Genomic DNA, 26,640 nt, shown 5'->3' with positions numbered 1-26,640 from the left:
AAGAGGTTTATCATAGCCTTCTGGCACTTTTCATACAGGATTCTATGATAGGTTTTTTCAATTTTTAACAACTAGTTACAATGACTTTAATTCAGTCTTTGTGAAGACAATACATAATAATAATTATAGACAATAATAAGAGGAAGCTGACATGGCGACACAAGTAACAGACATTGGCGAGCTCGAAATCACCGATGAATTAATCGCAGAGCGTCGTGCCGAAAAACCTGGAGAAACACCAGAGGACATGACGCCTTGGCAGCGTCCCATTACCGCTTTTATTGATGTGCTGAATTTATGGATGGGGCGTATCATTTGCATAGCCATTATCCCTTTGGTGGCTGTGATGGTTACCGAAGTGTTTTCCCGCGGCATGTTTGCTTTACTGATTTCTTACGATTTGGGTGACCTTGCCCGTGCTATAAATTTGGGGCCTACCACCTGGGTGTATGACGTCAGCCGAATGCTTGGAGGAGTCATATTTATGGCGGCAGCAGGCTATGCCTTGATGCGTGGTGTCCATATTCGCGCAGATTTCATTTACCGTAGTTGGCATAAGACAACCCAAGCCACCGTTGATGCTGTCTTATACCTGATGTTTTATTTCCCCGCTATGCTGCTGTTCTTTTGGAGCGCACTGGGCTTTGCTGGTGATTCTTTAGGCTTTAATGGTTGGGGTGAAGAATGGGGTATTTGGGAAGACGCTAGTGCTGATTCGACATGGGCACCCTACTTATGGCCTGCGCGTATTTTTATGCCTATTGGTGCGGGGCTACTATTTTTACAGGGTTTCCCTGAGCTATTCCGCGCTTTTCACCAAATGGGTAAAGAAAGAGAAGCAAAATTCCTAAAATTTTTCCCCTTTTATCTAATAGGCCTGGCGTGTGTTTTTATATCGGTTTTCTATCCAGAAGTGTTGCCACTAGGGGATTGGCTAGCAAGTATGCTAGGTGATGTTAGTATTTCAAAACCTATGATTGGTATGTTGATGTTAGCCGCCATGTTGTTTTCTATTTTCATAGGCTTCCCTATTTCCTTTACGTTGATTTTCCTTGGGTTTGTGTTTGCTTCGATGGGAGGCAGTAGTAAGTTGGCGTTCTTCTTGCTTACCCTACAAGTCAACTCCACGATGATGAATGATCAGCTTGTAGCGGTGCCTTTGTTTATTTTTATGGGCATTATGATGGAGCAAGCAGGGCTTATGGAGCGCCTGTTTAACGCCGTACAAATGATGATGTCTCGCACTCGTGGTGCGTTGTTTATTGCAGTGTTGTTTGTTTCAATGATTTTTGCAGCGGCTACGGGTATTGTTGGTGCGTCGGTCACTATTTTGGGCATTATGGCGGCCAAAACCATGAATCGTTCTAAATATGATGTGCGTTTATCGGCCGGTGCTATTACGGCGGGTGGAACCTTAGGCATATTAATACCTCCTTCTATTATGTTGATTGTTATGGGGCCTGTGTTGGAAGTGCCTGTAACAGACTTATTTCGTGCGGCAGTGCTTCCTGGGGTGTTATTGGCTAGTTTGTATATGATTTATACTATTGGCCGCTGCATGATTAACCCTAACCTTGGGCCTATTTTGCCTGAAGACGAGCAGCCAGAAACATCACCTTATTACGGACTAGAGGTGATATTAGTTATGTCCGGCTTGGGCATGTTTGTATTCTTATGTGTTTTGGCAACCAAGGGTGCCTTGTCATTCTTCCCGCTAGCAGGACTTGTCATTCCATTGTTATGGATTGGTCTGATGTTCTGGTTGTTTAAATGGGCTCGTGAAGTAAGGCCTAAAGGATTCTATTTTTCTGACTTGTGGTATGAGTTTTTTATGGGTCTGGTGCCGCCCACGGTACTCATTGCCTTCTCCTTAGGTTCTATTGTGGCAGGGCTTGCAACCCCGGCAGAGGCTGCTGCGTGCGGTGCTTTTGGTTCGTTAGTTCTGTCTATTGCCTATCGGAAGTTTTCTTTTGCCAGTGGTTATGATGCGTTGATTAAAACCTTAGAAATTACGGTTCTCATCATGTTTTTGGTGGCAGCATCAAACTTCTTTGGTGCAGTATTCTCTAACCTAGGCACGCCACAGATGCTGACCGAATTACTCTTGTCCTTCGACCTGTCGTCATGGGCAATGTTGTTTTTCATATTGGCATTGATTTTCGTACTGGGTTGGCCGTTAGAGTGGGTGCCAATTGTATTGATTATCGTGCCTATCCTGTTGCCAGTGGTAGAAACCTTAGACTTTGGTTTAAGTCAGGCAGACTTGTTAATCTGGTTTGCCATACTGGTGGCGGTAAACCTCCAAACCGCCTGGTTAAGCCCGCCCGTAGCACTGTCCGCTTATTTCCTAAAAGGTGTAGTGCCAGAATGGGATTTAAAGGATATTTATCTAGGCATGATGCAGTTTATGGTTATCCAGTTAATAGGCTTACTATTGATCATATACTTCCCACAAATTGCTTTGTGGTTGCCTAACTATTGGTAGCAACTGTCTCAGTGAGAATTAAGCTAGCACCAAGAAATTGGCAAAATTAAAAGCTAGGCCGCCCATGATTGCATTCATGAGCGGTCTGACTCATTGGGTTGTTATGAGTATTTAACTGCCCTCAAATTGCCCTTTGGTTACCGGACTATTTATACAACCAGTAATTTAACACCCTGTCTAAGTGGACAGCTTGCGCTTTGCTCGCTCAGCACATTTTGTGTCTAGGCGGGTGAGGTGCTTTTTTTGGTTGGCTTAACTGGGCTAATCGAAATAACCAATTTGGTTCTAAGCTATTTGCTAATAGTTTAGTATCCTCCATCCATGACCTAAGAATTCTAAATTCTTTCTATTCATTAAACCCTATTTAGGTGTAACCGATTATGAAAATGACTACTGAAGAAGCATTTGTAAAAACCCTACAAATGCATGGCATTGAACACGCTTTTGGTATTATTGGCTCTGCCATGATGCCCGTGTCTGACATTTTTGAAAAAGCTGGTATTAGTTTCTGGGATTGTGCCCATGAAGGTTCTGGCGGCATGATGGCAGATGGCTACACCCGTGCCACTGGCAAAATGAGCATGATGATTGCTCAAAACGGCCCCGGCATTACTAACTTTGTCACACCCGTTAAAACAGCTTATTGGAACCACACACCACTCTTGTTAGTGACTCCTCAAGCGGCTAACAAAACCATTGGCCAGGGTGGTTTCCAAGAAGTAGAGCAAATGGCTTTGTTTGAAGACATGGTATGTTATCAAGAAGAAGTGCGTGACCCATCACGTATTGCAGAAGTGCTTGATCGTGTTATTGCTAATGCGCATCGTTTCTCAGCGCCTGCGCAAATCAATATTCCACGTGATTTTTTCACTCAGATTGTGGATATTGATCTGCCTACCATGATTGATTTCGAATTGCCTTCTGGTGGTGAAATGGCCATAGCAGAAGCGGCTAAGCTTTTGTCTTCTGCCAAGTCTCCAGTGATCCTAAACGGTGCTGGTGTGGTATTAGCAGCGGGTGGTATTGCCGCTTCTATGGCTTTAGCAGAGCGCTTAGACGCTCCAGTATGTTGTGGCTACCAACACAATGATGCCTTCCCAGGCTCACATCCATTATTTGCTGGCGCATTAGGCTATAACGGCTCTAAATCTGGTATGCAGTTAATTAAAGATGCCGACGTAGTCTTGGCTTTAGGCACACGCCTAAACCCATTCTCTACCTTGCCAGGCTACGGCATAGATTACTGGCCTAAAAATGCCAAAATCATCCAGGTAGATCTTAAGCCAGAGCGTATTGGTTTAACCAAGCCAGTTACTGTAGGCATTGTAGGTGACGCTGCTAAAGTAGCTAAAGGTATTCTAGCTCAACTTTCTGCTACGGCAGGAGATGCAGGCCGTGCTGACCGTAAAGCCCACATCGCTGCCACCAAGGCTGCTTGGGATATTGAACTAGAATCCATGACCAACGAGGAAGACGATCCAGGTACCACTTGGAACGAACGTGCCCGTGCTGCTAAGCCTGAATGGCTAAGCCCGCGCATGGTGTGGCGTGCAATTGCTTCGGTAATGCCCAAAGAAGCCATTATTTCGTCTGACATCGGTAACAACTGTGCCATTGGTAACGCATACCCATCTTTTGAGGAAGGTCGTAAGTATTTAGCACCAGGTTTATTTGGCCCATGTGGCTACGGTTTGCCAGCAGTAGTAGGCGCTAAAATCGGTTGTCCAGACACTCCTGTTATCGGTTTCTCTGGTGACGGCGCCTTTGGCATTGCGGTGACTGAGCTGACAGCCATTGGCCGTGATGAGTGGCCAGCGGTGACCATGATTGTCTTCCGTAACTATCAATGGGGTGCAGAGAAACGTAACTCTACCTTATGGTTTGACGACAACTTCGTAGGAACAGAGCTAGATGAGAACGTTAATTATGCGGCTATTGCTCAAGCCTGCGGCCTACAAGGAGTGCAAGCTCGTACTATGGATGAAGTAAGTTCTTCACTTAGCCAAGCCCTTGTAGATCAAGCAGCGGGTAAGACCACGTTAATTGAAATTCTAATTAACCAAGAGCTAGGCGACCCGTTCCGCCGCGACGCTATGAAGAACCCAGTAGAAGTTGCTGGTATTAGCCGCGACGACATGCGTCCACAAAAGGGCGCGTAACCTTCTAGGTTGCTGACTCACAGCTCGTAATGACAGTTCACACTGTCATTACGAGCGTTTTTTTGCTTTTTTACCCCTCACTTTTCATCTTTGCAGTCTCGCATTTTTCGTCTTTTTGATCTCAGCAAAGTAATCCAACACTAGACATCCCACCAATACACACCAACCCAGTTTCAGGTATAATGCAGCGGAAATTCGCACCCACTGTTAGACCAGAACCATGACTGCTATTCGTACCCGCATTGCGCCATCACCAACTGGTGACCCACACCTAGGCACAGCCTACATTGCCTTATTTAACTTGGCATTTGCACGCCAGCACGGCGGTGAATTCATTCTACGTATCGAAGACACAGACCAACAACGTAGCACCCCAGAATCTGAGAAAGCGATTCTAGATTCATTACGCTGGTTAGGTATTAATTGGAGTGAAGGCCCAGATGTTGGTGGCCCCCATGGTCCTTATCGCCAAAGTGAGCGGGGCAGTATATACAAAAATTACACCGATCAACTGGTAAAAGATGGACATGCGTTCTATTGTTTTGCGACTACCGAAGAACTAAACGAATTACGCCGTCACCAAACAGAAAACAAACTACCTATTGGCTACGATGGCCGTGGTTTAGAGCTATCTCCTACGCAAGTACAACAACACCTGCATGATGGTATAGCTCACGTTGTTCGCATGAAGATTCCTCGCCAAGGGACTTGCGTATTCCACGACATGCTACGAGGAAGTGTTGAAATTGAATGGTCTCAAGTAGACATGCAAGTGTTGCTAAAAGCAGACGGTATGCCCACTTACCATTTAGCCAACGTGGTAGACGATCACCTCATGGGTATTACCCATGTATTGCGTGGAGAGGAGTGGATTAACTCAGCACCTAAACACCAGTTACTGTACAAATATTTTGGTTGGGACATGCCTGAGTTGTGTCACCTGCCGTTATTACGTAACCCAGATAAAAGCAAATTATCTAAACGTAAGAACCCAACTAGCATTATGTATTACCAACGTATGGGTTACTTGCCAGAAGCCTTGTTGAACTACCTAGGCCGTATGGGTTGGTCTATGCCCGATGAACGGGAAAAGTTTAGCCTAGAAGAAATGATTGCAAATTTTGATGTAAATCGTGTGTCTTTAGGTGGCCCGATCTTTGACCAAGAAAAACTGTCGTGGCTTAATGGCCTATGGATACGCGAAAACCTAAGCGATACTCAATTCATGCAGCGTATGCAAAGCTGGGCCATTAATAATGACTTTCTGGCGCCAATCGTACCCCTCATTAAGCCCCGTGTAGATAAGTTCAGCGATGTGCTGCCATTGGCTGGTTTCTTCCTTAGCGGCATGCTAAACCTCACAGAAGACGACTTAGTCAATAAAAAGCTAGAGCCGGAGCAAGTTCGTAAAGCCCTGCAGTTTACCTTATGGCGGTTAGAAGCATTACGCCATTGGCAAAAAAATGATATTTTTGCCATTTGTAAAGGCATGGCAGAAACCTTAGAAATTAAGCCAAAAGACTTATTTGCTACCCTGTTTGTAGTCATTACCGGCACAGCAAATTCCGTGTCTGTATTTGATGCCATGGAAATACTAGGCCCAGACATGAGTAGGGCACGTATTCGCCATGCTGTAGACCTATTAGGTGGCCTTTCTAAGAAAGAAGCAAAGCGTTGGGATAAGGAATACCAAGCGCTATAAACTGTATTAGGCAGATGAGCGGAAGTGATTGATTAAAAACAGTCTTTTTCTACTGAAACTGATAAAAAGGGGCTTGCAATCCCGCCTCATGTGCCTATAATACGCCTCCATCAAGTCGCAACAGTAACGTCCCAAGTAACTTGATTACCCTCGTGTGGGGCCTTAGCTCAGCTGGGAGAGCGCAACACTGGCAGTGTTGAGGTCAGCGGTTCGATCCCGCTAGGCTCCACCATCTACGAGGCTTGTAGCCATAGTAGACACTAACTGAACACAAACTGAACACAAATTACTGAACACAAACTCCCTACTTTTAGGTTGGTGGTTACTAACCTACTTAAAATCTCCCCCAATTTGCTCAGCAGTAAACTGAATCGGAGCATCATCGAAGGGCAGATCATGCGTTTAACTGGCTCCTTTTTTCGAGTTGCAGTTACCACATAAACATTGTGCATTTTCAATCGTTGTAGGTCCACCTTTTGCCCACGCTGTCTTGTGATCGGCTTCCATCTCGTGAAGTGGGATGGTTTTTTTACACTCCTCACAAGCTTTGTCTGCTAAAAACCAAATTGCATATCTTTCTTCTGGGTGAAATATTCTTTTCGTATCTTTGACCCTGATAGTCGGATTCCACTGTAGAAAATATTGTCTTAATATGGATTCTCTCATTTCCATTCCACCACCATCATTGGTAGCTTGCTGACAAAGCCGGGAATACTCTCCAAAATGCCAATCCCGATCTTCAGGGTCAGGGTTTTTTAGATCTTCTAACCTTTTTCTCTCAAACTTTTCAATAAAGCTTTTAATTATGGATTGCATTTGTGGGTGTGAATAATCATGAATGACATGTTTAATAAAAAAGTAATACATTTGGGGAAAAGATACTTTTCTAAGTAAACCATCTTTAAGGCTAAAGTGAGAACAAAGGATATCCAATATCTTTTCTACACGCTTTTGTAGGGTCTCTTGATAAGACTTCGACATAACCTGATTATCTTGAACTAGCGCATCCAAATGTTTCTTCTTCAAATCAGTAAATCTATTTCCACTCTTCTCTTGATTTACTTCAATGCACAAGAATTTTACAGCTATTTCTTCATCAATATATCTCCGAATATTAAAGGCCACATGATTTTTAAAAAATCTATGTTTTGCAACTAGCATGTAAAGATCTCTCATCTCTCCGCCTATCGCTCGTCTTTTTTCTGCACCATTTAAGGAAGAACCATTATTAAGTCTCTCAAATATTTCTTCAATATCACTTTCTTCAGCGTACGAAACATAGACAAAATCTAACTGAGTTTCTTTAAACTTATCTTTGAATTCTTCACTAAGGTCTTTGTAAAAGTCTCCTTCTTTGGGGGGGTTTATCAAAGTGTCATCATTAAACTGAAAAATATTGGTTAAGCAGAATTCGTTTTTCATAAACCCCCAAATAGTTGTTAAACGCTGCTTTCCATCAATCACGCTCCAAAACTCTTGGCCTCCTGCAGACTTAATATCATGAAAGTAGAACTTGGGGATATCATACTTATTAAAAATAGAGTCAATAAGCCGTGTTTTCTTTTCATTATTCCATATACCAGCTTCTCTCTGATAAGGTGGATCAAGTTTAACTCGGACTTCATCTCTGTATGATTGACTTACAGCAACTTGGTTACTTTGACAGTGCATATTATATCCTTTAACGAGTAAACCGATTTTTGCTTACTTAAAAGTATTGTGAGTTAAGCCAGCCGTTACGAAGATTAAATCATAAGTTATATGTTAATCCTCATAGTATATTTCTTGATCAAGTTAATGTCACCAAAGTACATGAGAAATCTTTATCAAATAACCGATAACCTTTTTGGTTAAAAATTGATTGGGTGGGTCATTTAATTAATTTTAATTGTCTCTGAGTAGACCAATTCAGTGTCTTTAGTTGATATGGAAAGGTGAATAGAGGGTTATGCGTGCCAAACTTTCACTTCAGTATGGTTTTGGGTTGACCAAGGATGGCTATAAGTTTGTACGTAATGCTAGGAATCGGGCTTTTTGAACACTGCGTTCTCCCGTTTTCCTTATATAAATCAATTACTTAACGTTTGTCCGCGCAACACTGGCAGTGTTGAGGTCAGCGGTTCGATCCCGCTAGGCTCCACCAATTACATGTCCAACGATGTCTCACATCGTCTCACATCGTCTCATAAGTCCAGCAATTGCTGGGTTTTTTGTTTATACTATGTCCAAAGACATCCAATAAGATACCCCCTTATCCAGTTACTATTAGGGGTACATTTGGGGGTATATATGAAATTAACACCAAATAACCCTTCAATGTACCCCCATTTACCCAAGTGGTGGAACTATGTCATTGACCGATATACAAATACGACAATCCAAACCAAAGGATAAAAGCTATAAGTTGTCTGACGGTAAAGGCTTGTTTTTACTAGTCACTCCTACTGGTGCAAGATATTGGCGGCTCAAATACCGGATAGCTGGTAAAGAAAAACTTTTATCCTTTGGTGTATATCCTAGTATTTCTCTCAAAAAAGCCCGAAAAGCCTGCACTGATGCTAAAGACTTACTTGAACAAGGCATTGACCCTTCGCAAGCTAAGAAAGCTAAAAAGGTCGAACAGTTGCAAGCGCTGACTAATAACCTTGAAGCAATAGCAAGGGAGTGGCAAAAGCAACAAGCGCTTAAGTGGAGCGTTGGTTATAGTGATAAAGTTTTGCGTTCTTTGTAACGTAATTTATTTCCTTACCTAGGCACTTTGCCATTAGGAGATATTACACCGCCACAACTACTAAAAGTACTTCGGAATGTTGAAGCCAGAGGCGCTGCAGAGAGCGCACATAGGCTCAAACAAATAGTTGGGGCAGTGTTTAGATTTGCGGTCGCTACAGGCCGTGCTGAGTGAGATATAACGCCAGATTTGAAGGGTGCGTTATCAACACCAACCAAAAAACACTTCCCTGCCATAACGGAACCGCAACATGTGCGCCGTTTGTTAAGCATGATCTACAATTATCATGGAACTGCAACAGTTAGATTTGCCTTAAAACTGGCGCCTTTGGTATTTGTTCGACCTAAAGAATTACGTTTTGCTGAGTGGCAAGAAATTAACTTTCAAATATCTGAATGGCGTATACCTGCACGTAAAATGAAGATGGGTGAAGATCATATCGTTCCATTAAGTACGCAAGCGTTACATGTTTTCCAAGAACAGTTTTTATTAACAGGCCATTCTAGTATCTATGTATTCCCCTCAGCTAGAAGCCTACACAGGCCGATGAGTAATAATGCGATACTTTCAGCCTTTCGTAACCTCGGCATAAGCAAAGAAGAAATGACTGGCCACGGGTTTTGATACGCACCCAGTTTAATAGACACTCCAATTGGTTACAATGTAACGCAATAGGAGGCCAACAATGGCAGGCGAACGATACACCCAAGAGTTTAAAATTGCTGCGGTTAAGCAAATCACCCAAGAAGGGCATTCAATTCCAGACGTCGCCAGAAGGCTCGGAATTACCACTAAAAGTCTTTATAACTGGCGAACAAGGTACGGCGATAATGCGCCAGAGTATGAAGCCAACCAAGCTCAAGAAGGCGAGTTAAAACGCCTTAAAGCCGAATTAAAGCGTGTCACTCAGGAGCGTGACATATTAAAGGAGGCCGCCGTGTTCTTTGCAAACGAGTCGAAGAAAAATACACGTTTATAAAGTCTCGTAATGACCGTTTTCCAGTGACTTTGATGTGTAAAGTACTCAAGGTACACCGCAGCGGCTACTACGCCTGGTTGCGAGATCCGCAATGTCAGCGCAAGAAGGACGACGCATATCTGCTTGGCTACGTTAAACAGTTTTGGCTAGAAAGTGGTGGTGTTTATGGTTACCGTAAAATCACCAAGGATATGAAGGTATTGGGCGAAACCTGTGGTCGAAACCGTATACTTAGACTCATGAAGGGCGCTGGCATTAGTGCCCAAAGAGGCTACAAGAGACGCGCCAGTTACAAATCTGGTGAGATCTCTATGGTCGCCGAGAACCATCTTAACCGTGAGTTTTCGGTTCCCAAGCCTAATCTTGCTTGGGTAACGGACATTACGTACATCCGCACACATGAAGGCTGGTTGTTCTTGGCGGTTGTTCTAGATTTGTATTCTCGCTCAGTAATTGGTTGGTCAATGAGTGATCGAATTAATACGGATTTAGCACTCGGTGCGTTAACAATGGCTTGCTGGAGACGCAGAGATCACGCTGGCGTGGTCGTTCATTCTGATCAAGGGTGCCAGTATACTAGCTACGAGTGGCGCAGCATGCTCAAAGCAAATGGCTTAAAGGCCAGCATGAGTCGACGCGGTAACTGTCACGATAATGCATGTGCAGAAAGCTTTTTTAGCTTACTGAAAAAAGAACGGATTAGACGCCGCACATACCCAACTAGGGAAACTGCGAAATCCGATGAGTTCAATTATATTGAACTGTTTTACAATCCAACACGACGCCATGGAAATAACGGTGACTTGTCACCAATGGAGTTTGAAAATAACTATTTTAGGAACCAAGCGGGTGTCTAGAAAAATGGGTGCGTATCAGGAATGGCATAGACAATGGGAGCTAGCACCTCATGTACTTTAGGCACAACGATTACACGAGTGGCTTCATCGGCGGCCATTTTTGCATGCGCATCGGCAAACACAAACAACTCACCTCCGCGGGCACGTACTTCTTGCATATTGGCCTTTAGCTTGTCGAGCATATCATCCTTAGGTGCAACCACAACCACAACCACAACCACAACCACTGGCATGTAGGCATCCACAAGAGCGAGTGGCCCGTGCTTAAGTTCTCCTGCTGGGTAGGCTTCAGCGTGGATGTAAGAAATTTCCTTTAGCTTTAGGGCACCTTCTGAAGCAATCGGGTACATGCTCCCCCACCAAGGAATAAGGTGTGATGTTTATCAGCGAAGCGTTGCGCCACAGCTTCAATTAATAGTTTTCTAAAATTCTTTGCGATTTCCTAATAACTTTGCCATTGCTTGGCCCTTAAAATAACCTTTTTAATGCTTGGTATAAGCTCGAGGACTAAATTTTAATTTATAATCCTAGACTTTAACGACATTTTTGTTCTAATGGGCTCGCTTCCTTATAATTAAATCAACAAAATCACCGACTGTAAAAAGTTTGACTAAATCAAGTGTATTTAACTTTATATCAAAGTGAGATTCACACTTAAGTATCAGAGTAATATTGCTCATTGAATCCCAGTTCGGAACATCACTGGCTTTGGTTTTTTTTGTAACACTGTTCTGTGGCAAGCTGAAATGGTTCTCTATGACATGCAAAACATTAGACTCAATGGACATATTATTTGTCACTCTTAAAACTGAAAATAAACGAAGGTAGGTGTCTCACCCACATAGAATAGGGCATATATGAATACTAGTGGACTCCAAATAAAGTTTGTTTTAGCAACCAAGGCAATTAATTGCCTCCTGCCATAAACAACAATATCTGGAACATCATTTCTAGACTTTCGACGGTAAAGTTCATATCCCTCAAATCCAAAAACGCTCCACAGGTAGCATAATAGCAAAACGAAAGCAAACTGATCTGTGATTACAGTGTTTTGGAAACTAAAAATATCAATGATTTCATGAAGTAATATTCCAGCCATCGCCTTTGTATCACTCACCTCATATCTAAAATTCACAAAAATCAGAAATAGAAGCATATGTAATCCGAGCATCCGCACCCATTTATACCACCTCTCAACAATAGAAAATTTTCCAGAGTACGCAATTAGGACTGCGATGCCATTTAGCAGGCCAAACAATATGAAGTTGAACCCAGCGCCATGCCACAATCCTAGAATCGAAAAGTATGTAACTAAACTAATACCGAATGCCAGTTTTTGTCTTTTAACTCGTGCACTATGTAGCAATAAAGAATTAAGCAAATAGTCCCTGAAAAACTCAGTGAGTGAAATGTGCCACCGTTGCCAAAAACTCGTTATTGAGATAGCAGACATAGGCATTTTGAAGTTTATTGGAATTCGATATCCAGCCATCAAGCCAAGGCCAATCGCCATGTCACTATATGCTGAAAAATCAAAATATAAGTGTATTAATATGGCTGGTATTGCAAATAAAATATCAAAAAAATGAACGCCTCCGTTGGATAGAAAAAAATAATCAAAATCGTCTAAAAACACGCCAATATTGTCAGCAATTAAGACTTTTTTTGCTAACCCAAAAGCAAAAATTGTTATGCCAAAATATACAAACTTAATACGCCTACTAAAAAGTTTTGAAGGACCCTTTTGCGGAAGGAATTGATTAGACCTTACAATTGGACCAGCAATCAATTGTGGGAAAAACGTCACAAAATGTAATACGTCGAGAAACTTTTCTTTTTTGTTTGTCTCATAAAAAAATGACATTAATTGGAATGTATAAAAACTAATTCCCAAGGGTAGCATTAAAGCTTCGTGCCCTAGAGAGCCAAATTGGCTGAGAACCCAATCAGAGTACTTAAAATATAATAAGGGAGACAAAATTACGATAGCAAATAAAGCTGTATTGTTCAGATACCTTGATAAAAGAAACACAAATGCTACAAAAGCTACTAAAAAAAGAAAGAACTCAGCAGAGGTATAAATGTAAAACAAACTAGATATTACTAGAAACGCGCCAACTCTGGCAAAAAAGAGGCAACTTAATGTGTAAATTGGCAAGAGTAGCAGCAAAAATTCTGGGGATGAGAATATCATTTTATAGGGCCATAAGCTCAGCAAGGTCGAGCATGTCATTGCCATCGAAGTACACATGATTATATGTAACTTTGATTTCAACGTTCATTGTCTTATTACAAATTGCAATAGCTAAAACTATAATGCTGCCGGGCCATAACAAAGCTGTATGCGAAAAGTCTATATTTGACCTCAATATAGAAATCAAAATATCTGGAGTGTCTTTTAATTTTTCACCCCTAAAAGCTTGAAGCTGGCGGGATAGTAGTTCAGCTTTAAAGGTCTCTAATGAAGTGGAAACATTAGGCGTCCGCACAGGGATCAATGTATCTTCGGTTTTTGTAAGTAAAAAGCTCTTTAAATCAATTTTTTTATTGTTCTGCCATTGCGCAATACCATTTAAAAGTGAGTACTCAATTGCTTCAAGCTGACCAGCTCTTGCTGTAAAACTAAATCCAAAATAGGCTACTGGTGGTTCAACATATCCCTCAATAAAAGGATATTTTTGCAAAGATATTGATCTTTCATCAGGTTTATTTTCTATCGTGTGCCCACTTTGCTGATCAAAAAAAACTTGAACATCATCTTTTGTGACCAATACTTCACCGAAGGCATTTATATCAAGACCTAGTGATTTGGCTAGTTCAAATGCACTAACTGTAAAATTGTCTGGCTTTTTGATTGTTTTCTCAGGTGAATTAGATTTTATTCCAGAAATAGTTTCAGATTCATTTGTCTCAATGGTAACAAGTGGTGTGTTAACTTCTACATTATCCCCAACCACAGGCAACATCGACACTAGGCCTGAATAAGTACTCTCAACTACAAATGTTGTTTTGTCCGTTTCCAATTCAACAAGTTCATCGCCAACTGATATAAAGTCACCAACAGAAACTAAATTAGTTACAACAGTACATTCATCATCATTGGCATTTAACCTTGGTACTAAAATTTCTACTAACATAGGCGAATTGCTTCCTTTACGTCATCCACACTTACCATAAAGCTATCTTCTTCTTGTTCATTGACTGAATAAAATTCACCGTTAAGACCAACTTGACTGATTGAGGTTAAATCATGTTGCTCTGAAAAAACAGATGCACAGTGAGCGTGAAATCCCGTATGAATAAATCCCTCATCAACAATTACTAACTTTTTACTCTTACCAAATAAAAAGTCAAAGTCAACAGTGTCAACGTTGAGGAGCAAAGGGCATGCGATTGAAGTTATTACTTCGTCTTCTATAAACAGTTCAGATGAAGCCTTAACACACTGACGTAAGGTCAGTGCTGTTGTGACAACGGATATTTGGTCTTTATCAGAAAATTTACTTTTTAAAACTAACCACTGTTGTCGACTTTGGACATCATTATAAAGATGCAAATTAAATATTTTATCAGCATTTTTGATATTCAATAGAATTTGCCCATTACGTCCATATTCAAGTTTGGGCTCATGCCAGATAGATAGAACTTTGCTGACCTTGAATTGGTTTATATAAAGATCTAGTTGATGGTAGGGTGACGCCATTACTATATCAATTGCGGGAACTCCCAAAAATAGTGATGATAAATTTTGAGAGTGCGTTGCACCGTAGCCACGGCCTCCACCTACAGCAGTTCTTACAATAAGCGATGGCGAACTATTTTTGTGAGTTAGGCAGAATTTAGAGACATGATTAACAATCTGGTCAACTGTTAAGGTCATAAAATCGCCAAACATTATTTCTACTATCGTAGTTGTTTCGCTCCCGACTGAATACCCGGCACCAAACCCAACAATCCCAGCCTCACTTATTGGCATATTATTTACAGCAGTTTCAAGGTTAGTTTTATCACTGGCAACTAAATCGCTGGTAACCTTAAATGCTCCTCCATATGGAGCTTCAACATCCTCTCCAAAAATACATGACCCTTCATCAACAAGGGTTTGCAATATCTCACGGATTTTTACACGGCCATTGACTTGCCTATTATAGGGATTTATTTCTTTGTAGGACCCCCGTAGTTCTGTTTGGATTCTTGTCACTACGCTTTTAGGGGTAGTTTTTAATTCAACGACAGCATTTTCAAAAAGGCTAGCGATTTTTTCTTCTGCTTCATCTCGTAGAGTTGAAAATTTTGAATCTTCTAATGTTGCTTTTTCTAGGTAGTCTCTAGCTAGAATATTATTCAAGAAATCTTTGGTTCGGCTATCATCACCCTTACTGTGAGGTCCATGCCGATCAACACTCCAATGGATTGCAAATGGTTTTTTTGATTCTCGGACTTTAGTTATACTTTTTTGAGCAATTAAAGCCATCTTATCTAATGGCGTTCCTATTGGAATTGAAACGCTTTCTATTCCAAAGCTTTTTATTTTTTCGATTGAATTTCCAGATTGGACGCTAGCCGTCAGGGTAGATTGAGAAATTTCGTTGTCCTCAACAATAAATAACACCGGACATTCTTTTGAAGCCGCAAGATTCAAGCTCTCAAACAACACACCCTCTCCAAAGGTACCGTCTCCAATGATGGCTATCGCTATCCCTTCTCTATCAATCGAGTCCTTCAGTGCATTTGCATATCCAACAGCAAATGGAAGAAGGCCCCCTTGAATACCATTCGAGTAAAAGCGACGGGGTAAAACAATATGCTGAGAACCAGCGCGACCAGCATTCACACCATTATGGTGACCCATTATTTCATAAAGTAAACCTTCATAATCTTTTGTTAAGGCAAGAAAATGCCCATGGCATCTATGGTTTGAGAAAATCAGATCAGACGGAGTTAAGAATTGGGATATCAAAACACCAACTTGCTCCTGGCCTAAACAAGTATGTGTGGTGCCACGAACCATGCCCGTTGAGTATAAATCTAACAAATATTTTTCGAATAACCTTATCTTCCAGCATTCACTAATTATGTTCTGCATATTCTCACTGCCCTATGACACCTAAAGCTTTCATTTCTGACCTAACAAAATCTAAAGCGCATGTCGCTGGATGAATCCAATCAATAAAGCAATTTCTTTTTGCTTTAATAACCTCATTATTGTAACTGCCTACTAGCTTCAAGTTATATTGTTTAGCAAATTTGTTGAGTTCTTTCTCGACTTTGATAAAGCCCATGAAGTCGCCCTTTCTCTCTGATTGTTCATAAAAGCCAGGGTGTGGTGGAGTGATCAGCAAAGTAACGTTTGCTCCATTGCTCCTATACAACGAAACAATTTGCTCCAATAAATTAATAGCAAGGGGATCAATACTTTCCGTGACTGGCATTTTAGGATCAATTAGAAGCAGCTTTTCAACTTCAGCAACCTCCTCCGCAGTTTCTTTGCCAATATACATAGGCATCGAACCATCAGCGCAGAATACATAGTGCTTAGTTACTTTTGAAGTTTCTTCAGTACATTTTTTTGATGTTGATTCCATGTCATCTATGCTTAAGTGGATAGTTGTTACAGAATTAAAAAACGAAGAAAAATTTGGGGAAAATGAACTAGTTGATGTAATAAATTTTAAAAAATTTCTAACGCTCTTGGCATGTTCACCTTTGCTTCCTTGGATAGTCTCAAACTTACTAAACTCCGTTTTGGATAGTTCTGGTAGGCCGTTCATTTTGTAGAATTGAACTGCTTCACGATACAAAGCTGGATAGACTATTTCAATCCAATCTGCATATTCGTTTGTTTTTGACAACATGTGAGGGTCTATTGATAAAACTAATTCTCTCGGCCAGTGTCCACTGCGCTTGTCTCTAAGATAAGTAAAAACGATGAAGTCTTGTAATGTACCACCATTCACTACTTCTACAAAGACTTTAGGGTTTGGCCAGTTAAAAAAACTGTTGTTTAACATGCGCGCTCTAGAACTACCAAATATTATTGTTTCTTTTTTTACATCATGGTTGGTGTACCAAAACCATCTTAATATACGCTCGTTAAAATTAATTTTTGATGAAGGAATTAAAACATTTTTGTCGTCACCCATAAATTCAGAAAGCCTAGTCTCATCTTTGTAATGAATCTTAAAAAACCCAGTAGTGTCAAAAAAAAAGTTGACGCTTACTAGCATTAAAATTCCAAATACCAAAGCTAAGTGGGATAGCAAGAATACGTGGGTAGGAAATATTTTTGAAGTTATTTTTTTTAAACTGTCAGTCATTAAGCTGTCTTCAATACTGAATAAAGTGTTTAAGGATTTTAGCGTGGAATCAACATGTTTTTTAAATTAATGTTAATAATAAATTTTTTGGCTTTGAATTAACTAGCTGAAAATATGTTAAATATTATTTGGTTAATGTCTATATCTAGCATTTCGAAAGCCTTATATTATAACTCCACCCAATTGTTAAGTAAAGTTCAAGCCTTGTTGATACGCACCCAGTTTAATAGACACTCCAATTGGTTACAATGTAACGCAATAGGAGGCCAACAATGGCAGGCGAACGATACACCCAAGAGTTTAAAATTGCTGCGGTTAAGCAAATCACCCAAGAAAACATCCCTAGGCCAGCATTCCCAAAAAACTTTAGATTTAGTAGCAAAACAACTAAACGAGCGCCCACGAAAAGTATTGAAATTTAAGACTCCGCAGGAGATTATAAGCAAGAGTGTTGCACTGATGGGTTGAACCTACAGCCGTGTTCTTTGCAAACGAGTCGAAGAAAAATACACGTTTATAAAGTCTCGTAATGGCCGTTTTCCAGTGACTTTGATTTGTAAAGTACTCAAGGTACACCGCAGCGGCTACTACGCCTGGTTGCGAGATCCGCAATGTCAGCGCAAGAAGGACGACGCATATCTGCTTGGCTACGTTAAACAGTTTTGGCTAGAAAGTGGTGGTGTTTATGGTTACCGTAAAATCACCAAGGATATGAAGGTATTGGGCGAAACCTGTGGTCGAAACCGTATACTTAGACTCATGAAGGGCGCTGGCATTAGTGCCCAAAGAGGCTACAAGAGACGCGCCAGTTACAAATCTGGTGAGATCTCTATGGTCGCCGAGAACCATCTTAACCGTGAGTTTTCGGTTCCCAAGCCTAATCTCGCTTGGGTAACGGACATTACGTACATCCGCACACATGAAGGCTGGTTGTTCTAGATTTGTATTCTCGCTCAGTAATTGGTTGGTCTATGAGTGATCGCATTAATACGGATTTAGCACTCGGTGCGTTAACAATGGCTTGCTGGAGACGCAGAGATCACGCTGGCGTGGTCGTTCATTCTGATCAAGGGTGCCAGTATACTAGCTACGAGTGGCGCAGCATGCTCAAAGCAAATGGCTTAAAGGCCAGCATGAGTCGACGCGGTAACTGTCACGATAATGCATGTGCAGAAGGCTTTTTTAGCTTACTGAAAAAAGAACGGATTAGACGCCGCACATACCCAACTAGGGAAGCTGCGAAATCCGATGTGTTCAATTATATTGAACTGTTTTACAATCCAACACGACGCCATGGAAATAACGGTGACTTGTCACCCATGGAGTTTGAAAATAACTATTTTAGGAACCAAGCGGGTGTCTAGAAAAATGGGTGCGTATCATAGAACCATTCGTCGTTATAGTCACCCCATGTATCGTATGTGATTTCTTCACCAATAAGTGCTTGGCTCAACGCTAAACGAGCTGCTTGACCTCTGCCCCAATTGTTCCAAATTCTCGTGGTTGAGTGTCCATCTTCGATGTCTAGGTATACTGCAGGCTGGTTATACTTTCCTTTGTTTCCCATTCCAGCATCTAAAACTTTGAACGTGTTATCGACAGCTCTTGGAACTCCATTTTTTGCATTATCAATAATATTTCCTGCCTTAGGGAGTCTGCGTATTTCTTCGTCCTTAGGGCCAATCATAAAGTTAATGATTCAAGAGCATGGATTCGATTGTTGACAGAGTATGGATTTGATTGTTTACAGAGTATGGAATGGATTGTTTACAGAGTATGGAATGGATTGTTGACAATGTTATAACCTGCTGATATATTGTTGGCCAGTTAAGTTCTAAAAAATGAAGAAGCTGTTATGACTATTACTATAACGTGGGTCGCTGGATTCCTTATACTCACTTGCCTAATTCTTATTCTAGCAAAGATTCTAAGAAAACGTTCATTGACCCGTTTCACTACTAAATGGGAACGTTAGGTTCTCAACCTGACAATCTTTGTAATCTTTAAAACACAGTTATTGGTACATTAATCTAAAGGGTCAGTCCAACTAATGACTCTACTCTGGCCACGAGGTTCTTCAGAGCTTCGTTGGTCAACCTTTGTATGTATCAACACTTAAAAAGTTCATTAAGGAGCAAGTCCATGCAAGCGGTTAACTTAAGTAAAATTATCGCCTCCAGTGTTTTGGTCGCGTTTTTAGCTGCCTGCAGTTCTACTGGTGAGACCACGGATGCAAGCGCCAGTGCTCAAGCAGCCCAAGTAGCTGTTGAAGCAGCTTCATTAGCCCAAACTCAAGCAGACGCGCAAGCTCTTAAAGATGCTCAAGCGGTAGCAGCGGCAGCGGCTCTTATTGAGGCTCAAGCTTTAGCAGATACCGAGGCAGCCCAGCAGGCTGCTGATAACGCCGCGGCTCAAGTCGCCGCTCAGAAGCAGCAGGCTCAAGAAGCTGCCCAAGCTTTGGCCCATGTTATCTATTTTGACTTTGACCAGTCGACGATCAAACCAGAGTTTCGCAGCGCACTCAATGGCCATGCTGCGTACTTAAGCCAAAACCCTTCAGCAAGAATTGTGTTAGAAGGTCATGCTGATGAACGTGGAACTAGGGAGTACAACATCGCTCTCGGTGAACGACGTGGTAACGCTGTAAGTCGTTATTTAGTTGTGCAAGGTGTTTCCATAGAAGCAATTGAAGTGGTTAGCTTTGGTGAAGAACGTCCTGTCAACTCAGGAAGTGATAGCGCTTCTTTGTCTGAAAACCGTCGGGTAGAAGTACGTTACGTTAACTACTAGTTACTGCTAGGGTCTACCAAAACAAAGTAGACCTTTACAGGCCCTAAATAACATCGTTGTGCTTGTCACATCGGTGGTTTTTTGTTTCTTAACTCGGTGCTTTTCTTAATAAAGAATAATTGTTAATAAATGGATGTTTTGGTGTATATAAATAGATTTTTAGTAGCCTTAGTTTTGTCAATATTCTTTGGAAATGGAGCCACCTTGGCGGGCGTCGAAGAAGATTATTCGAGAGCCAAACAGTTATTTGACTCAGGTGATTATAAAACTGCGATGTCAGCATGGGGTCCTTTAGGTGAGGAGGGGCATAGTAAATCTCAAGTTATGCTAGGGTATGCATATAAAAATGGTATGGGCGTGGTAAAGAACAATAAAACTTCTTTTAAGTGGTATGCCAAAGCTGCCGCGCAGGGAGATTCTTATGCTCAATTCAAAGTAGGAAGTGCTTATACCAATGGTGAGGTTGTCCTAGGCAACAATCAAACAGCTGTAAAATGGTTCACCTTAGCAGCCAAACAAGGGTTTGGTAATGCTCAATATATGTTAGCAGTCAATTACTACAATGGCAGAGGTGTTAGAAAAGATTATAAGCGGGCCTATATGTGGTGCACCTTAGCTTTGTATAACGGTACCCAATTGGCTAATAATATTAAAGGACAGATAGCTAAGAGACTGCGTTCATATCATCCCAAAAATGGGTGGTATGATGAAAGCGCCTCCCTCTCTGAAGCGCAGAAAATGTCACAGATTTGTTTAGCGAGCAACTATCAAACTTGCTAGCGAATGGCAATTCGACTTTGTTTTTTTCCATGCAATACTGGCAGTGTCGAGGTCAGTGGTGAGATCCCACTAGGCTCCAGCATCTACGATGCTTGCAGCCATAGTAAACACTAAATAAACAACAACTCCAAACCACTAATGAAAAGTATTATATGCACTCACAATTTGACCATGGTCTGAAGGCATTCCAGTTGGGTGACCACGCGGTTGCGATAAAAGACTTAACTCCCTTGGCTGAGCGCGGTGATGCGAGAGCCCAATATCATCTGGGAATTATGTACACGCAGGGCGCAGGAGTTGCAAAGAACGATGAGACTGCGCTCAAGTGGTACACTAAATCTGCTGAACAAGGTGATGCCCTGGCCCAATATAATCTGGGATTCATGTATCAGCGGGGTGCAGGTGTTACAAAGAATGATCAGATAGCAGTTAAATGGTTTATCAAAGCTGCTGGACAGGGCCATGATGGTGCTCAATTCAATCTGGGTTATATGTGCGCGCATGGTGTGGGTGTTCCAACGAGCAAGGACTTATCAATTAAGTGGTATACACTCGCTTCTGAGCAGGGGCATGACCGGGCCAAAGCTAATCTAGTAAGGATTAATGAGTTACATAGTAGGCTGCCAAAAAGTGACTCAGAAACTGCTCTCGAGCATTTAAAAGGGGCTGAGGAGGGGCACGCTGACGCGCAGTTTAACGTAGCGATTATATATCGAAATGGTCAGGGTGTTACTCAAAGTGATGAGGCTGCTGTTCAATGGTTTACTAAAGCGGCTGAACAGGGCCATATGAGTGCTGAGTTCAATCTTGGTTTTATGCACAAACGTGGCGATGGTGTTCCACAGAATCATTTCATAGCATTTGAATGGTTTGCTCTCGCTGCTGAGCAGGGGCATGCCAGAGCCCAATATAACGTTGGAAATATGTGTTTTAGTGGCGAGGGAGTGGTAAAGAACGATCAGCAAGCTGCTCTGTGGTTCAATCTAGCTGCTGATCAGGGTTATACCCTGGCTCAATATAATCTCGCAGTCATGTATAAGCGTGGCGATGGGGTGATACAGAGCTATCAAAAGGCACTCCTGTGGTACACCGCAGCAGCTGATCATGGGCATGCAAGTGCGCAATATAATTTGGGTGTGATCTACCAACATGGGAAAGGAGTGCCAAAAAATGATCAGATGGCAGTCAAGTGGTTTCAAGATGCTGCTGAAGGTGGACACTCAAGAGCTAAAGTTGCTTTGCAGGAGTTTGCTAACCTTGGTGATGTCGCGCAAAACAATCAGGAAGCTCCTTCTGAATATACTTTGGCCGCTGAAAAAGGGAGCGCCAAGGCTCAATATAATTTGGGACTGATTTATCAAGAAGGAACACTCGTTGCAAAGAACGATACATTAGCAGCTAGGTTTATTACCTTGGCCGCTGAACAAGGGTATGCTCTGGCTCAGTACACATTAGGGTTCATGTACGACAAAGGCGAATGTGTTCCAAAAAATGACAAGATTGCTGCGAAGTGGTATCTCTTAGCAGCGGAGCAGGAGCACGAAAGTGCTCAATCTAATTTGGGACAAATGCACACTAACGGTCTAGCAGGGATACAAAACAGTGTAACTGCAATTAAATACGTCATTTGTGCTGCTGAGCAAGGGCATGCCAATGCCCAATTCTACTTAGGGGATGTGTACGACAAAGGTAAGGGCGTTCCAATAAACGATAAGGAAGCGGCTAAGTGGTACACTTTAGCTGCTGAGCAAGGGCATATGGAAGCTCAATTTTGTCTGGGAGATATATACGATAAAGGCAAAGGTGTTCCCATTAATGCTCATGAATCTGCGAAGTGGTTCGCCTTGTCTGCTGAGCAGGGCTATGCTAACGCTCAATCTAACTTGGGCAATATTTACAGGCGTGGCGAAGGGGTTCCGCAGAATGATAAAACCGCAGTGAAGTGGTATACCTTAGCGGCAGGCCAAAATTACGCTCTTGCTCAATATGCTCTGGGGTTTATGTACAGCAAAGGAAATGCTGCTATTAGAGACTATAAACTCGCATATATGTGGTATGACATAGCGGTCTCTAATGGGGTCGTTAAAGGTATTCAACATAAAAAAGAGATCGTTAAGGGAATGACCCCCACTCAAATAGAAGAGGCAAAAAAAATGTCGCTCAGGTACTTTAAGAATAGTCATGCTGGTGATTAAGAGCGAAGTATAACCATTCTTTAAGTGAGTTCAAAATTAAGAAGCTAACAGAGTTTTACAACGCGATTGATAGTGGAGATAAGGATAAGATTAGGGAGGCAGTTGAAGGTATCCAGAAGTACAATTCTTACTTACTTAAGAATGTAGTGGTACAGTGATTTTGGTCACGTAATAAGAAGTGCTAAAATGCACTTAAATCATTACGGTGACATTATGACTACGAAGACCAGACCCCGGTTCAACCCCGAATTTAAAGTTGAATGTGCTCAACTCGTTTTAGATCAGCGGTACTCTGTGCGAGAAGCAGCTGATGCCAATAAGTGACCACTTGTTAGAGCAGCTTTCTATAGCTAGGGGAGAGCTTGATTGCTTAGTAGCCACCATGACTGTGTTCTGTCTGGGCGCAGTATCATTGTGGTAGAACTGTGAATAGCCTGCTTGCCTAAGTTTGGCTATAAGCTGCTTGCCTTATTGGCAACACAGTACTGACTTTGTGCATCCAGATTGCGGGGGATAATGGCTAAACCGCGCAGTACTTTGTCCTACTTGAGCGTCTTGTTAAGTGCTTTTTTAATATCCTAGCAACACTTATTCTCTGATTGCCTGATAACAAAGTTTGTGGAAGTTGAACACGAGATGTTCGCTCTGGTTCGGCAGGCTGTCATCAATCAGATAACGCCCCGAGCCGAAGCCTATGGAATGCAAACCCTTCTGGTTAGTTTCATTCAGTACGATATCCTCTGGGCCAAGCTGCGTGTTCATCCAGTGAATCGCCGCTTTCGTCACTTCTGGCACTGGGCGGCCTTTTGGCGCGTAATAGCTAAAGCGCAACAGGGATTTTTCCGATGTCAGTGGGATCATGATGAAGACGCCGACCATATCGGTGTAGGGGAAGGAATAGAACGTCGTATTTGGCCAAAGTCCGATATTGAAAAAGGAGTCCGTCTGCCAAGTGGCGCCTTCAAGCGGCATGCCGTAAGCATGGGTAACATCCTTATTGGGCGGACCGATATAGGTCCAGTACTTGTCATAGGCCGACAGCGTATAGCCTTTAAAATCAATTAACGCGGCGAGGTCTTTGTGAACAGGCCCGCTCAGAACAAAATGATAGCCTTCAACGGAATTTTCCTGAATGACTTTCCAATTGGCGTTAACGATCACATCGGTTTCTTCTACTAGCTCGACATTATCCATATCGGGCAGATACTTGCGCATTTTCTCTTCTGCGCCGGCAGCCATTTCGGATACGGCCTGTGCATCATCATCCAGCGTGATAAACACCCAGCCTGCGAAAATCTCCATCCGCACTTTGCGCAGGCTGTGATCTTTCTTGCAGAAGTTATCCAGATGCTCTGTCCGCGGAGCGGCTCGCAGGCTACCATCAAGGTTATAGCACCAAGAGTGGTAAGGACAGCGCAACATACCACCAACCTTGCCACGCCGTTCGTTCATCAGGCGGTTGCCACGATGGCGGCATACATTGTGCCATGCATGAATGTTACCGTCTTTTTCGGTGATGATGATAACGCTTTGCTCAAAAACATCCTGAACAATAAAGGTGCCTGGCTCTTTAAGCTCGTTAACATGGCCAACAAGATGCCAGCATTTCATAAAGATGTGTTCTTTTTCTTGCTCGAAAATATCCGCGTCATAGAAAAAGGGGGCCGGAATAGATTGCCCATTCACCGGATCGCTATAATCCCATGTCAGGTCTTTATGGCTCTTAGAATTGTGAACTTTACCCATGCTGGCTTCCCTTGGCTACTGAAGTGGTCCTGCTTTTCAGGACAGCTTTGCGACTTTTCTAAGATGCATTGGCTTTGAGTTCATGCCGCTTTTCGTATAGATGAATAAGTCATTTGAAAATCATACCTCTTTGATTAGGCATCCACTTTCCAACTTCAAGCTTCATAGTACCTAAGCCGAGTGTCTTAAGCCACTTGGCTGCTGAGTCGATCGTACCCCAAGTTTTAATGGCCCCAGCTTGGGTGGTGATTACCTTCTTATCACCACTAAGGGTAATGATCTCAGCATGTACGACAGAGCCATTAGCGATTATGCTAACCGCTTTAACTGCACCAGCCTCAACGAGGCCTTTGAGCATCTTATTATTCATCTTCAAACAGCGGGTTTTGTTCTAATACAGGATACCCAGCGTCGCGACAGTATTGACGAATCATCATCTCTACCATATTGGCAACGCTCCTGTGTTCTTGGTTAGCGGCATAGCGAACGGCGTCCTTAACTAAGGGATCAACTCGCAGATTTAATGTGGTGGTCTTTTTAGCTATCATTCGATAAGTATGGTACAAACGCGTTACATTTTCAATATATGTAATTCAGATAATCAAGGATCAGTTAATGTCAGTCCCTTCGTATTCCATACTCTGTACCCAATGTGATTACAGATCGTCTAGTAACGCCACCAATGGACAATATTATTATAAGGACGACGAAGGGCAGTTTAACCTTGAAAGGCAACTAGGGTGGTGCAATGGCTGTCAAAGCATTACTGCCATTGAAGATTTTGGTAAGACGTCTAAGGCAGCTTCTGAAATCAGGTCTAAATTAGAATTGATTAGCCTTAAAACGGGCACAGTCTGGGCGAACATTCTCAATGTGTTATTCAAATCACGTCGAGAGTGGTTAGATTCGACTATTGAGACCATTAATAGTTACGCGAAATACATTGAGTTAGCTAAAGCTCGGACTGGCCAAGAGCGATGTTTGAAGTGCAGTAGTTATGTAGTTGTTCCTTACAAACCTACCAAGGAACGTGGAGATCTAGATGTTCATGGCTTTATGTATCATGGGGAACGCAACACCGACTTTGAGCATCCAGGTTGTGGTGGTATGTTTTACGAGAAGGCTGATAACGTCCGACTTCATGGTAAGTTTGAACCACGATTTTATACGACCGAAGGGGTGTTTATTGAGTCTTGCCTTGAGAAAACGAAGTACTAGTCGGATATGCATCACTGGCTGAAAAGTGGTTAACTAAGCCGTGTCAGGAACGATGTAGATTAGATGCCAACAAAATGTAAATTATTAATTGGGGGCACATATGGGGGCACATATATGTTCTGCACTGTAATATATGCTTATAAATCAATATTTTGTAATGACTATTTGATAGAGCTAGGCCCACCATTCACGAGGTTTACAGCCATAGTAGTTACTAACTGGACACCAATTGGACACCATTAGCTGGACACCAATAGCCTATTTTTAGGTTTGTGGCTACTAACCTACTTAAAATCCCCCCCGATTTGATCAGCAGTAAACTGAATCGGAACATCATCAAAGGCTTTCTTATCAATAGTTACATCGGCAACGATCTGTTGTTTTACCTCCATTGAAATAAGCTGATTGAGCTTCACATCTTCTATAGAAATTGTAGATGCCAACATAAGGAAAGAGAAAAACCGATCAACTCTCATATCAGCCAGAGAAAATGTTGATAACAACATAGGAAAAATAATAAACACTATAATTCTGTGTCGAATCATTTTAAGTTTTTTCAACACAAAATAGGTACGTTTAGTCATAAATAGTCCTTTGATGCATCCTTCGTGATGCACGCAGCTAGATTCTTTAATGCTATCCCTTGATACTATTCACTCCATAGACTGGGTTTTATGCTTA

At 42.0% G+C, this 26,640-nt stretch carries 20 protein-coding genes, 2 tRNA genes and 3 pseudogenes; 14 read left to right on the top strand and 11 right to left on the bottom strand.

Annotated elements, in window-relative coordinates; genetic code table 11:
- Nucleotides 1-151 precede the first annotated feature (151 nt).
- The 4 genes from ABXT70_RS08795 to ABXT70_RS08780 all read left to right on the top strand — a co-directional run bounded on the left by ABXT70_RS08795 (nt 152) and on the right by ABXT70_RS08780 (nt 6,578).
- Nucleotides 152-2,485: a TRAP transporter large permease subunit gene (locus ABXT70_RS08795; protein ID WP_443640115.1), complete on the top strand. Its 2,334-nt coding sequence runs from the start codon at nt 152-154 to the stop codon at nt 2,483-2,485.
- Nucleotides 2,486-2,865: 380 nt separating this feature from the next.
- Nucleotides 2,866-4,644: a sulfoacetaldehyde acetyltransferase gene (xsc, locus tag ABXT70_RS08790; protein ID WP_443640114.1), complete on the top strand. Its 1,779-nt coding sequence runs from the start codon at nt 2,866-2,868 to the stop codon at nt 4,642-4,644.
- Between the two features lie 220 nt (nt 4,645-4,864).
- Nucleotides 4,865-6,346: a glutamate--tRNA ligase gene (gene gltX, locus ABXT70_RS08785; protein ID WP_443640113.1), complete on the top strand. Its 1,482-nt coding sequence runs from the start codon at nt 4,865-4,867 to the stop codon at nt 6,344-6,346.
- A 156-nt stretch (nt 6,347-6,502) separates the two neighbouring features.
- A tRNA-Ala gene (locus ABXT70_RS08780) sits at nt 6,503-6,578 on the top strand.
- A 170-nt stretch (nt 6,579-6,748) separates the two neighbouring features.
- On the opposite strand, the gene ABXT70_RS08775 is transcribed toward ABXT70_RS08780, so the two are convergent.
- Complete coding sequence (locus tag ABXT70_RS08775; RefSeq protein WP_443640112.1) at nt 6,749-8,017, bottom strand: HNH endonuclease family protein; 1,269 nt, start codon at nt 8,015-8,017, stop codon at nt 6,749-6,751.
- 321 nt (nt 8,018-8,338) lie between these two features.
- On the opposite strand from ABXT70_RS08775, the gene ABXT70_RS08770 reads away from it, so the two are divergent.
- From ABXT70_RS08770 to ABXT70_RS08750, 5 genes and pseudogenes are all read left to right on the top strand, one after another.
- Nucleotides 8,339-8,489: transfer RNA gene (locus ABXT70_RS08770), tRNA-Ala, on the top strand.
- A 204-nt stretch (nt 8,490-8,693) separates the two neighbouring features.
- The gene (locus ABXT70_RS08765; RefSeq protein ID WP_443640111.1) at nt 8,694-9,077 is read left to right on the top strand and encodes a tyrosine-type recombinase/integrase; all 384 of its coding nucleotides are present in this window, start codon (nt 8,694-8,696) and stop codon (nt 9,075-9,077) included.
- Between the two features lie 15 nt (nt 9,078-9,092).
- A pseudogene (locus ABXT70_RS08760) lies at nt 9,093-9,251 on the top strand (phage integrase central domain-containing protein); the annotation flags it as partial.
- Nucleotides 9,252-9,329: 78 nt separating this feature from the next.
- Nucleotides 9,330-9,701 (top strand): tyrosine-type recombinase/integrase, encoded by a 372-nt coding sequence (locus ABXT70_RS08755; RefSeq protein WP_443640110.1) that lies wholly within the window; start codon nt 9,330-9,332, stop codon nt 9,699-9,701.
- Nucleotides 9,702-9,762: 61 nt separating this feature from the next.
- Nucleotides 9,763-10,913, top strand: a protein-coding gene (locus tag ABXT70_RS08750; protein ID WP_443640109.1) for an IS3 family transposase whose coding sequence is annotated in 2 segments (ribosomal slippage) — nt 9,763-10,006 and nt 10,006-10,913 — 1,152 coding nt in all. Because the reading frame shifts where the segments join, the coding sequence is not laid out codon by codon here.
- A gap of 17 nt (nt 10,914-10,930) precedes the next feature.
- Here the strand turns inward: ABXT70_RS08750 and ABXT70_RS08745 are convergent.
- From ABXT70_RS08745 to ABXT70_RS08725, 5 genes and pseudogenes are all read right to left on the bottom strand, one after another.
- Nucleotides 10,931-11,325 (bottom strand): annotated as a pseudogene (locus ABXT70_RS08745) (SIS domain-containing protein); the annotation flags it as partial.
- 390 nt (nt 11,326-11,715) lie between these two features.
- A complete protein-coding gene (locus ABXT70_RS08740; RefSeq protein ID WP_443640108.1) occupies nt 11,716-13,107 on the bottom strand; it encodes an MBOAT family O-acyltransferase in 1,392 nt (463 codons plus the stop codon).
- 1 nt (nt 13,108) lies between these two features.
- Nucleotides 13,109-14,050, bottom strand: a complete 942-nt coding sequence (locus tag ABXT70_RS08735; RefSeq protein ID WP_443640107.1) for a biotin/lipoyl-containing protein — start codon at nt 14,048-14,050, stop codon at nt 13,109-13,111.
- Nucleotides 14,044-15,999 carry a thiamine pyrophosphate-dependent enzyme gene (locus ABXT70_RS08730; RefSeq protein ID WP_443640106.1) on the bottom strand — a complete coding sequence of 652 codons (1,956 nt, stop codon included), beginning with the start codon at nt 15,997-15,999 and terminating at the stop codon, nt 14,044-14,046. Before ABXT70_RS08730 ends, ABXT70_RS08735 begins: the two co-directional genes overlap by 7 nt.
- A 4-nt stretch (nt 16,000-16,003) precedes the next feature.
- Nucleotides 16,004-17,230: a hypothetical protein gene (locus ABXT70_RS08725; RefSeq protein WP_443640105.1), complete on the bottom strand. Its 1,227-nt coding sequence runs from the start codon at nt 17,228-17,230 to the stop codon at nt 16,004-16,006.
- Between the two features lie 272 nt (nt 17,231-17,502).
- On the opposite strand from ABXT70_RS08725, the pseudogene ABXT70_RS08720 reads away from it, so the two are divergent.
- A pseudogene (locus tag ABXT70_RS08720) lies at nt 17,503-18,594 on the top strand (IS3 family transposase).
- Here ABXT70_RS08720 and ABXT70_RS08715 read toward each other — a convergent pair.
- The gene (locus ABXT70_RS08715) at nt 18,591-18,797 is read right to left on the bottom strand and encodes a hypothetical protein (protein WP_443640104.1); all 207 of its coding nucleotides are present in this window, start codon (nt 18,795-18,797) and stop codon (nt 18,591-18,593) included. The pseudogene ABXT70_RS08720 and the gene ABXT70_RS08715 sit on opposite strands and share 4 nt — an antisense overlap.
- A gap of 575 nt (nt 18,798-19,372) precedes the next feature.
- Between ABXT70_RS08715 and pal the strand changes: the two genes are divergently transcribed.
- From pal to ABXT70_RS08700, 3 genes are all read left to right on the top strand, one after another.
- Complete coding sequence (gene pal, locus ABXT70_RS08710) at nt 19,373-20,020, top strand: peptidoglycan-associated lipoprotein Pal (protein WP_443640103.1); 648 nt, start codon at nt 19,373-19,375, stop codon at nt 20,018-20,020.
- A 129-nt stretch (nt 20,021-20,149) separates the two neighbouring features.
- Nucleotides 20,150-20,800 carry a tetratricopeptide repeat protein gene (locus tag ABXT70_RS08705; protein WP_443640102.1) on the top strand — a complete coding sequence of 217 codons (651 nt, stop codon included), beginning with the start codon at nt 20,150-20,152 and terminating at the stop codon, nt 20,798-20,800.
- Between the two features lie 152 nt (nt 20,801-20,952).
- Nucleotides 20,953-22,995 carry a tetratricopeptide repeat protein gene (locus tag ABXT70_RS08700; RefSeq protein WP_443640101.1) on the top strand — a complete coding sequence of 681 codons (2,043 nt, stop codon included), beginning with the start codon at nt 20,953-20,955 and terminating at the stop codon, nt 22,993-22,995.
- Between the two features lie 588 nt (nt 22,996-23,583).
- Here ABXT70_RS08700 and ABXT70_RS08695 read toward each other — a convergent pair.
- From ABXT70_RS08695 to ABXT70_RS08685, 3 genes are all read right to left on the bottom strand, one after another.
- Entirely contained in the window at nt 23,584-24,741 is a 1,158-nt protein-coding gene (locus ABXT70_RS08695; RefSeq protein ID WP_443640100.1) for an aromatic ring-hydroxylating oxygenase subunit alpha, read from the bottom strand.
- Nucleotides 24,742-24,850: 109 nt separating this feature from the next.
- On the bottom strand, nt 24,851-25,099 hold the full coding sequence (locus tag ABXT70_RS08690) for a hypothetical protein (protein WP_443640099.1): 249 nt from the start codon (nt 25,097-25,099) through the stop codon (nt 24,851-24,853).
- A gap of 4 nt (nt 25,100-25,103) precedes the next feature.
- Nucleotides 25,104-25,289 (bottom strand): hypothetical protein, encoded by a 186-nt coding sequence (locus ABXT70_RS08685; protein ID WP_443640098.1) that lies wholly within the window; start codon nt 25,287-25,289, stop codon nt 25,104-25,106.
- A 67-nt stretch (nt 25,290-25,356) separates the two neighbouring features.
- Here ABXT70_RS08685 and ABXT70_RS08680 point away from each other — a divergent pair, with 67 nt between their 5' ends.
- On the top strand, nt 25,357-25,959 hold the full coding sequence (locus ABXT70_RS08680) for a hypothetical protein (protein WP_443640097.1): 603 nt from the start codon (nt 25,357-25,359) through the stop codon (nt 25,957-25,959).
- A 284-nt stretch (nt 25,960-26,243) separates the two neighbouring features.
- Here the strand turns inward: ABXT70_RS08680 and ABXT70_RS08675 are convergent, their stop codons facing one another.
- Nucleotides 26,244-26,543 carry a hypothetical protein gene (locus ABXT70_RS08675; protein ID WP_443640096.1) on the bottom strand — a complete coding sequence of 100 codons (300 nt, stop codon included), beginning with the start codon at nt 26,541-26,543 and terminating at the stop codon, nt 26,244-26,246.
- Nucleotides 26,544-26,640: the final 97 nt, after the last annotated feature.

It is taken from the genome of Candidatus Njordibacter sp. Uisw_039 (assembly GCF_047730075.1).
Lineage (GTDB): Bacteria > Pseudomonadota > Gammaproteobacteria > Pseudomonadales > Balneatricaceae > Njordibacter.
The sequence above is the reverse complement of the archived record's forward strand: the minus strand, read 5'-3'. Positions and strand labels throughout refer to the sequence as shown.

What these genes read in the sequence shown, in the direction of transcription:
- ABXT70_RS08735 (WP_443640107.1), bottom strand. Translation starts at nt 14,050, where the DNA reads ATGTTAGTAGAAATTTTAGTACCAAGGTTAAATGCCAATGATGATGAA.
- ABXT70_RS08680 (WP_443640097.1), top strand. Translation starts at nt 25,357, where the DNA reads ATGTCAGTCCCTTCGTATTCCATACTCTGTACCCAATGTGATTACAGA.
- xsc (WP_443640114.1), top strand. Translation starts at nt 2,866, where the DNA reads ATGAAAATGACTACTGAAGAAGCATTTGTAAAAACCCTACAAATGCAT.
- gltX (WP_443640113.1), top strand. Translation starts at nt 4,865, where the DNA reads ATGACTGCTATTCGTACCCGCATTGCGCCATCACCAACTGGTGACCCA.
- ABXT70_RS08725 (WP_443640105.1), bottom strand. Translation starts at nt 17,230, where the DNA reads ATGACTGACAGTTTAAAAAAAATAACTTCAAAAATATTTCCTACCCAC.
- ABXT70_RS08730 (WP_443640106.1), bottom strand. Translation starts at nt 15,999, where the DNA reads ATGCAGAACATAATTAGTGAATGCTGGAAGATAAGGTTATTCGAAAAA.
- ABXT70_RS08715 (WP_443640104.1), bottom strand. Translation starts at nt 18,797, where the DNA reads ATGGGAAACAAAGGAAAGTATAACCAGCCTGCAGTATACCTAGACATC.
- ABXT70_RS08675 (WP_443640096.1), bottom strand. Translation starts at nt 26,543, where the DNA reads ATGACTAAACGTACCTATTTTGTGTTGAAAAAACTTAAAATGATTCGA.
- ABXT70_RS08700 (WP_443640101.1), top strand. Translation starts at nt 20,953, where the DNA reads ATGCACTCACAATTTGACCATGGTCTGAAGGCATTCCAGTTGGGTGAC.
- ABXT70_RS08795 (WP_443640115.1), top strand. Translation starts at nt 152, where the DNA reads ATGGCGACACAAGTAACAGACATTGGCGAGCTCGAAATCACCGATGAA.
- ABXT70_RS08775 (WP_443640112.1), bottom strand. Translation starts at nt 8,017, where the DNA reads ATGCACTGTCAAAGTAACCAAGTTGCTGTAAGTCAATCATACAGAGAT.
- ABXT70_RS08695 (WP_443640100.1), bottom strand. Translation starts at nt 24,741, where the DNA reads ATGGGTAAAGTTCACAATTCTAAGAGCCATAAAGACCTGACATGGGAT.
- ABXT70_RS08705 (WP_443640102.1), top strand. Translation starts at nt 20,150, where the DNA reads ATGGATGTTTTGGTGTATATAAATAGATTTTTAGTAGCCTTAGTTTTG.
- pal (WP_443640103.1), top strand. Translation starts at nt 19,373, where the DNA reads ATGCAAGCGGTTAACTTAAGTAAAATTATCGCCTCCAGTGTTTTGGTC.
- ABXT70_RS08690 (WP_443640099.1), bottom strand. Translation starts at nt 25,099, where the DNA reads ATGCTCAAAGGCCTCGTTGAGGCTGGTGCAGTTAAAGCGGTTAGCATA.
- ABXT70_RS08765 (WP_443640111.1), top strand. Translation starts at nt 8,694, where the DNA reads ATGTCATTGACCGATATACAAATACGACAATCCAAACCAAAGGATAAA.
- ABXT70_RS08740 (WP_443640108.1), bottom strand. Translation starts at nt 13,107, where the DNA reads ATGATATTCTCATCCCCAGAATTTTTGCTGCTACTCTTGCCAATTTAC.
- ABXT70_RS08685 (WP_443640098.1), bottom strand. Translation starts at nt 25,289, where the DNA reads ATGATAGCTAAAAAGACCACCACATTAAATCTGCGAGTTGATCCCTTA.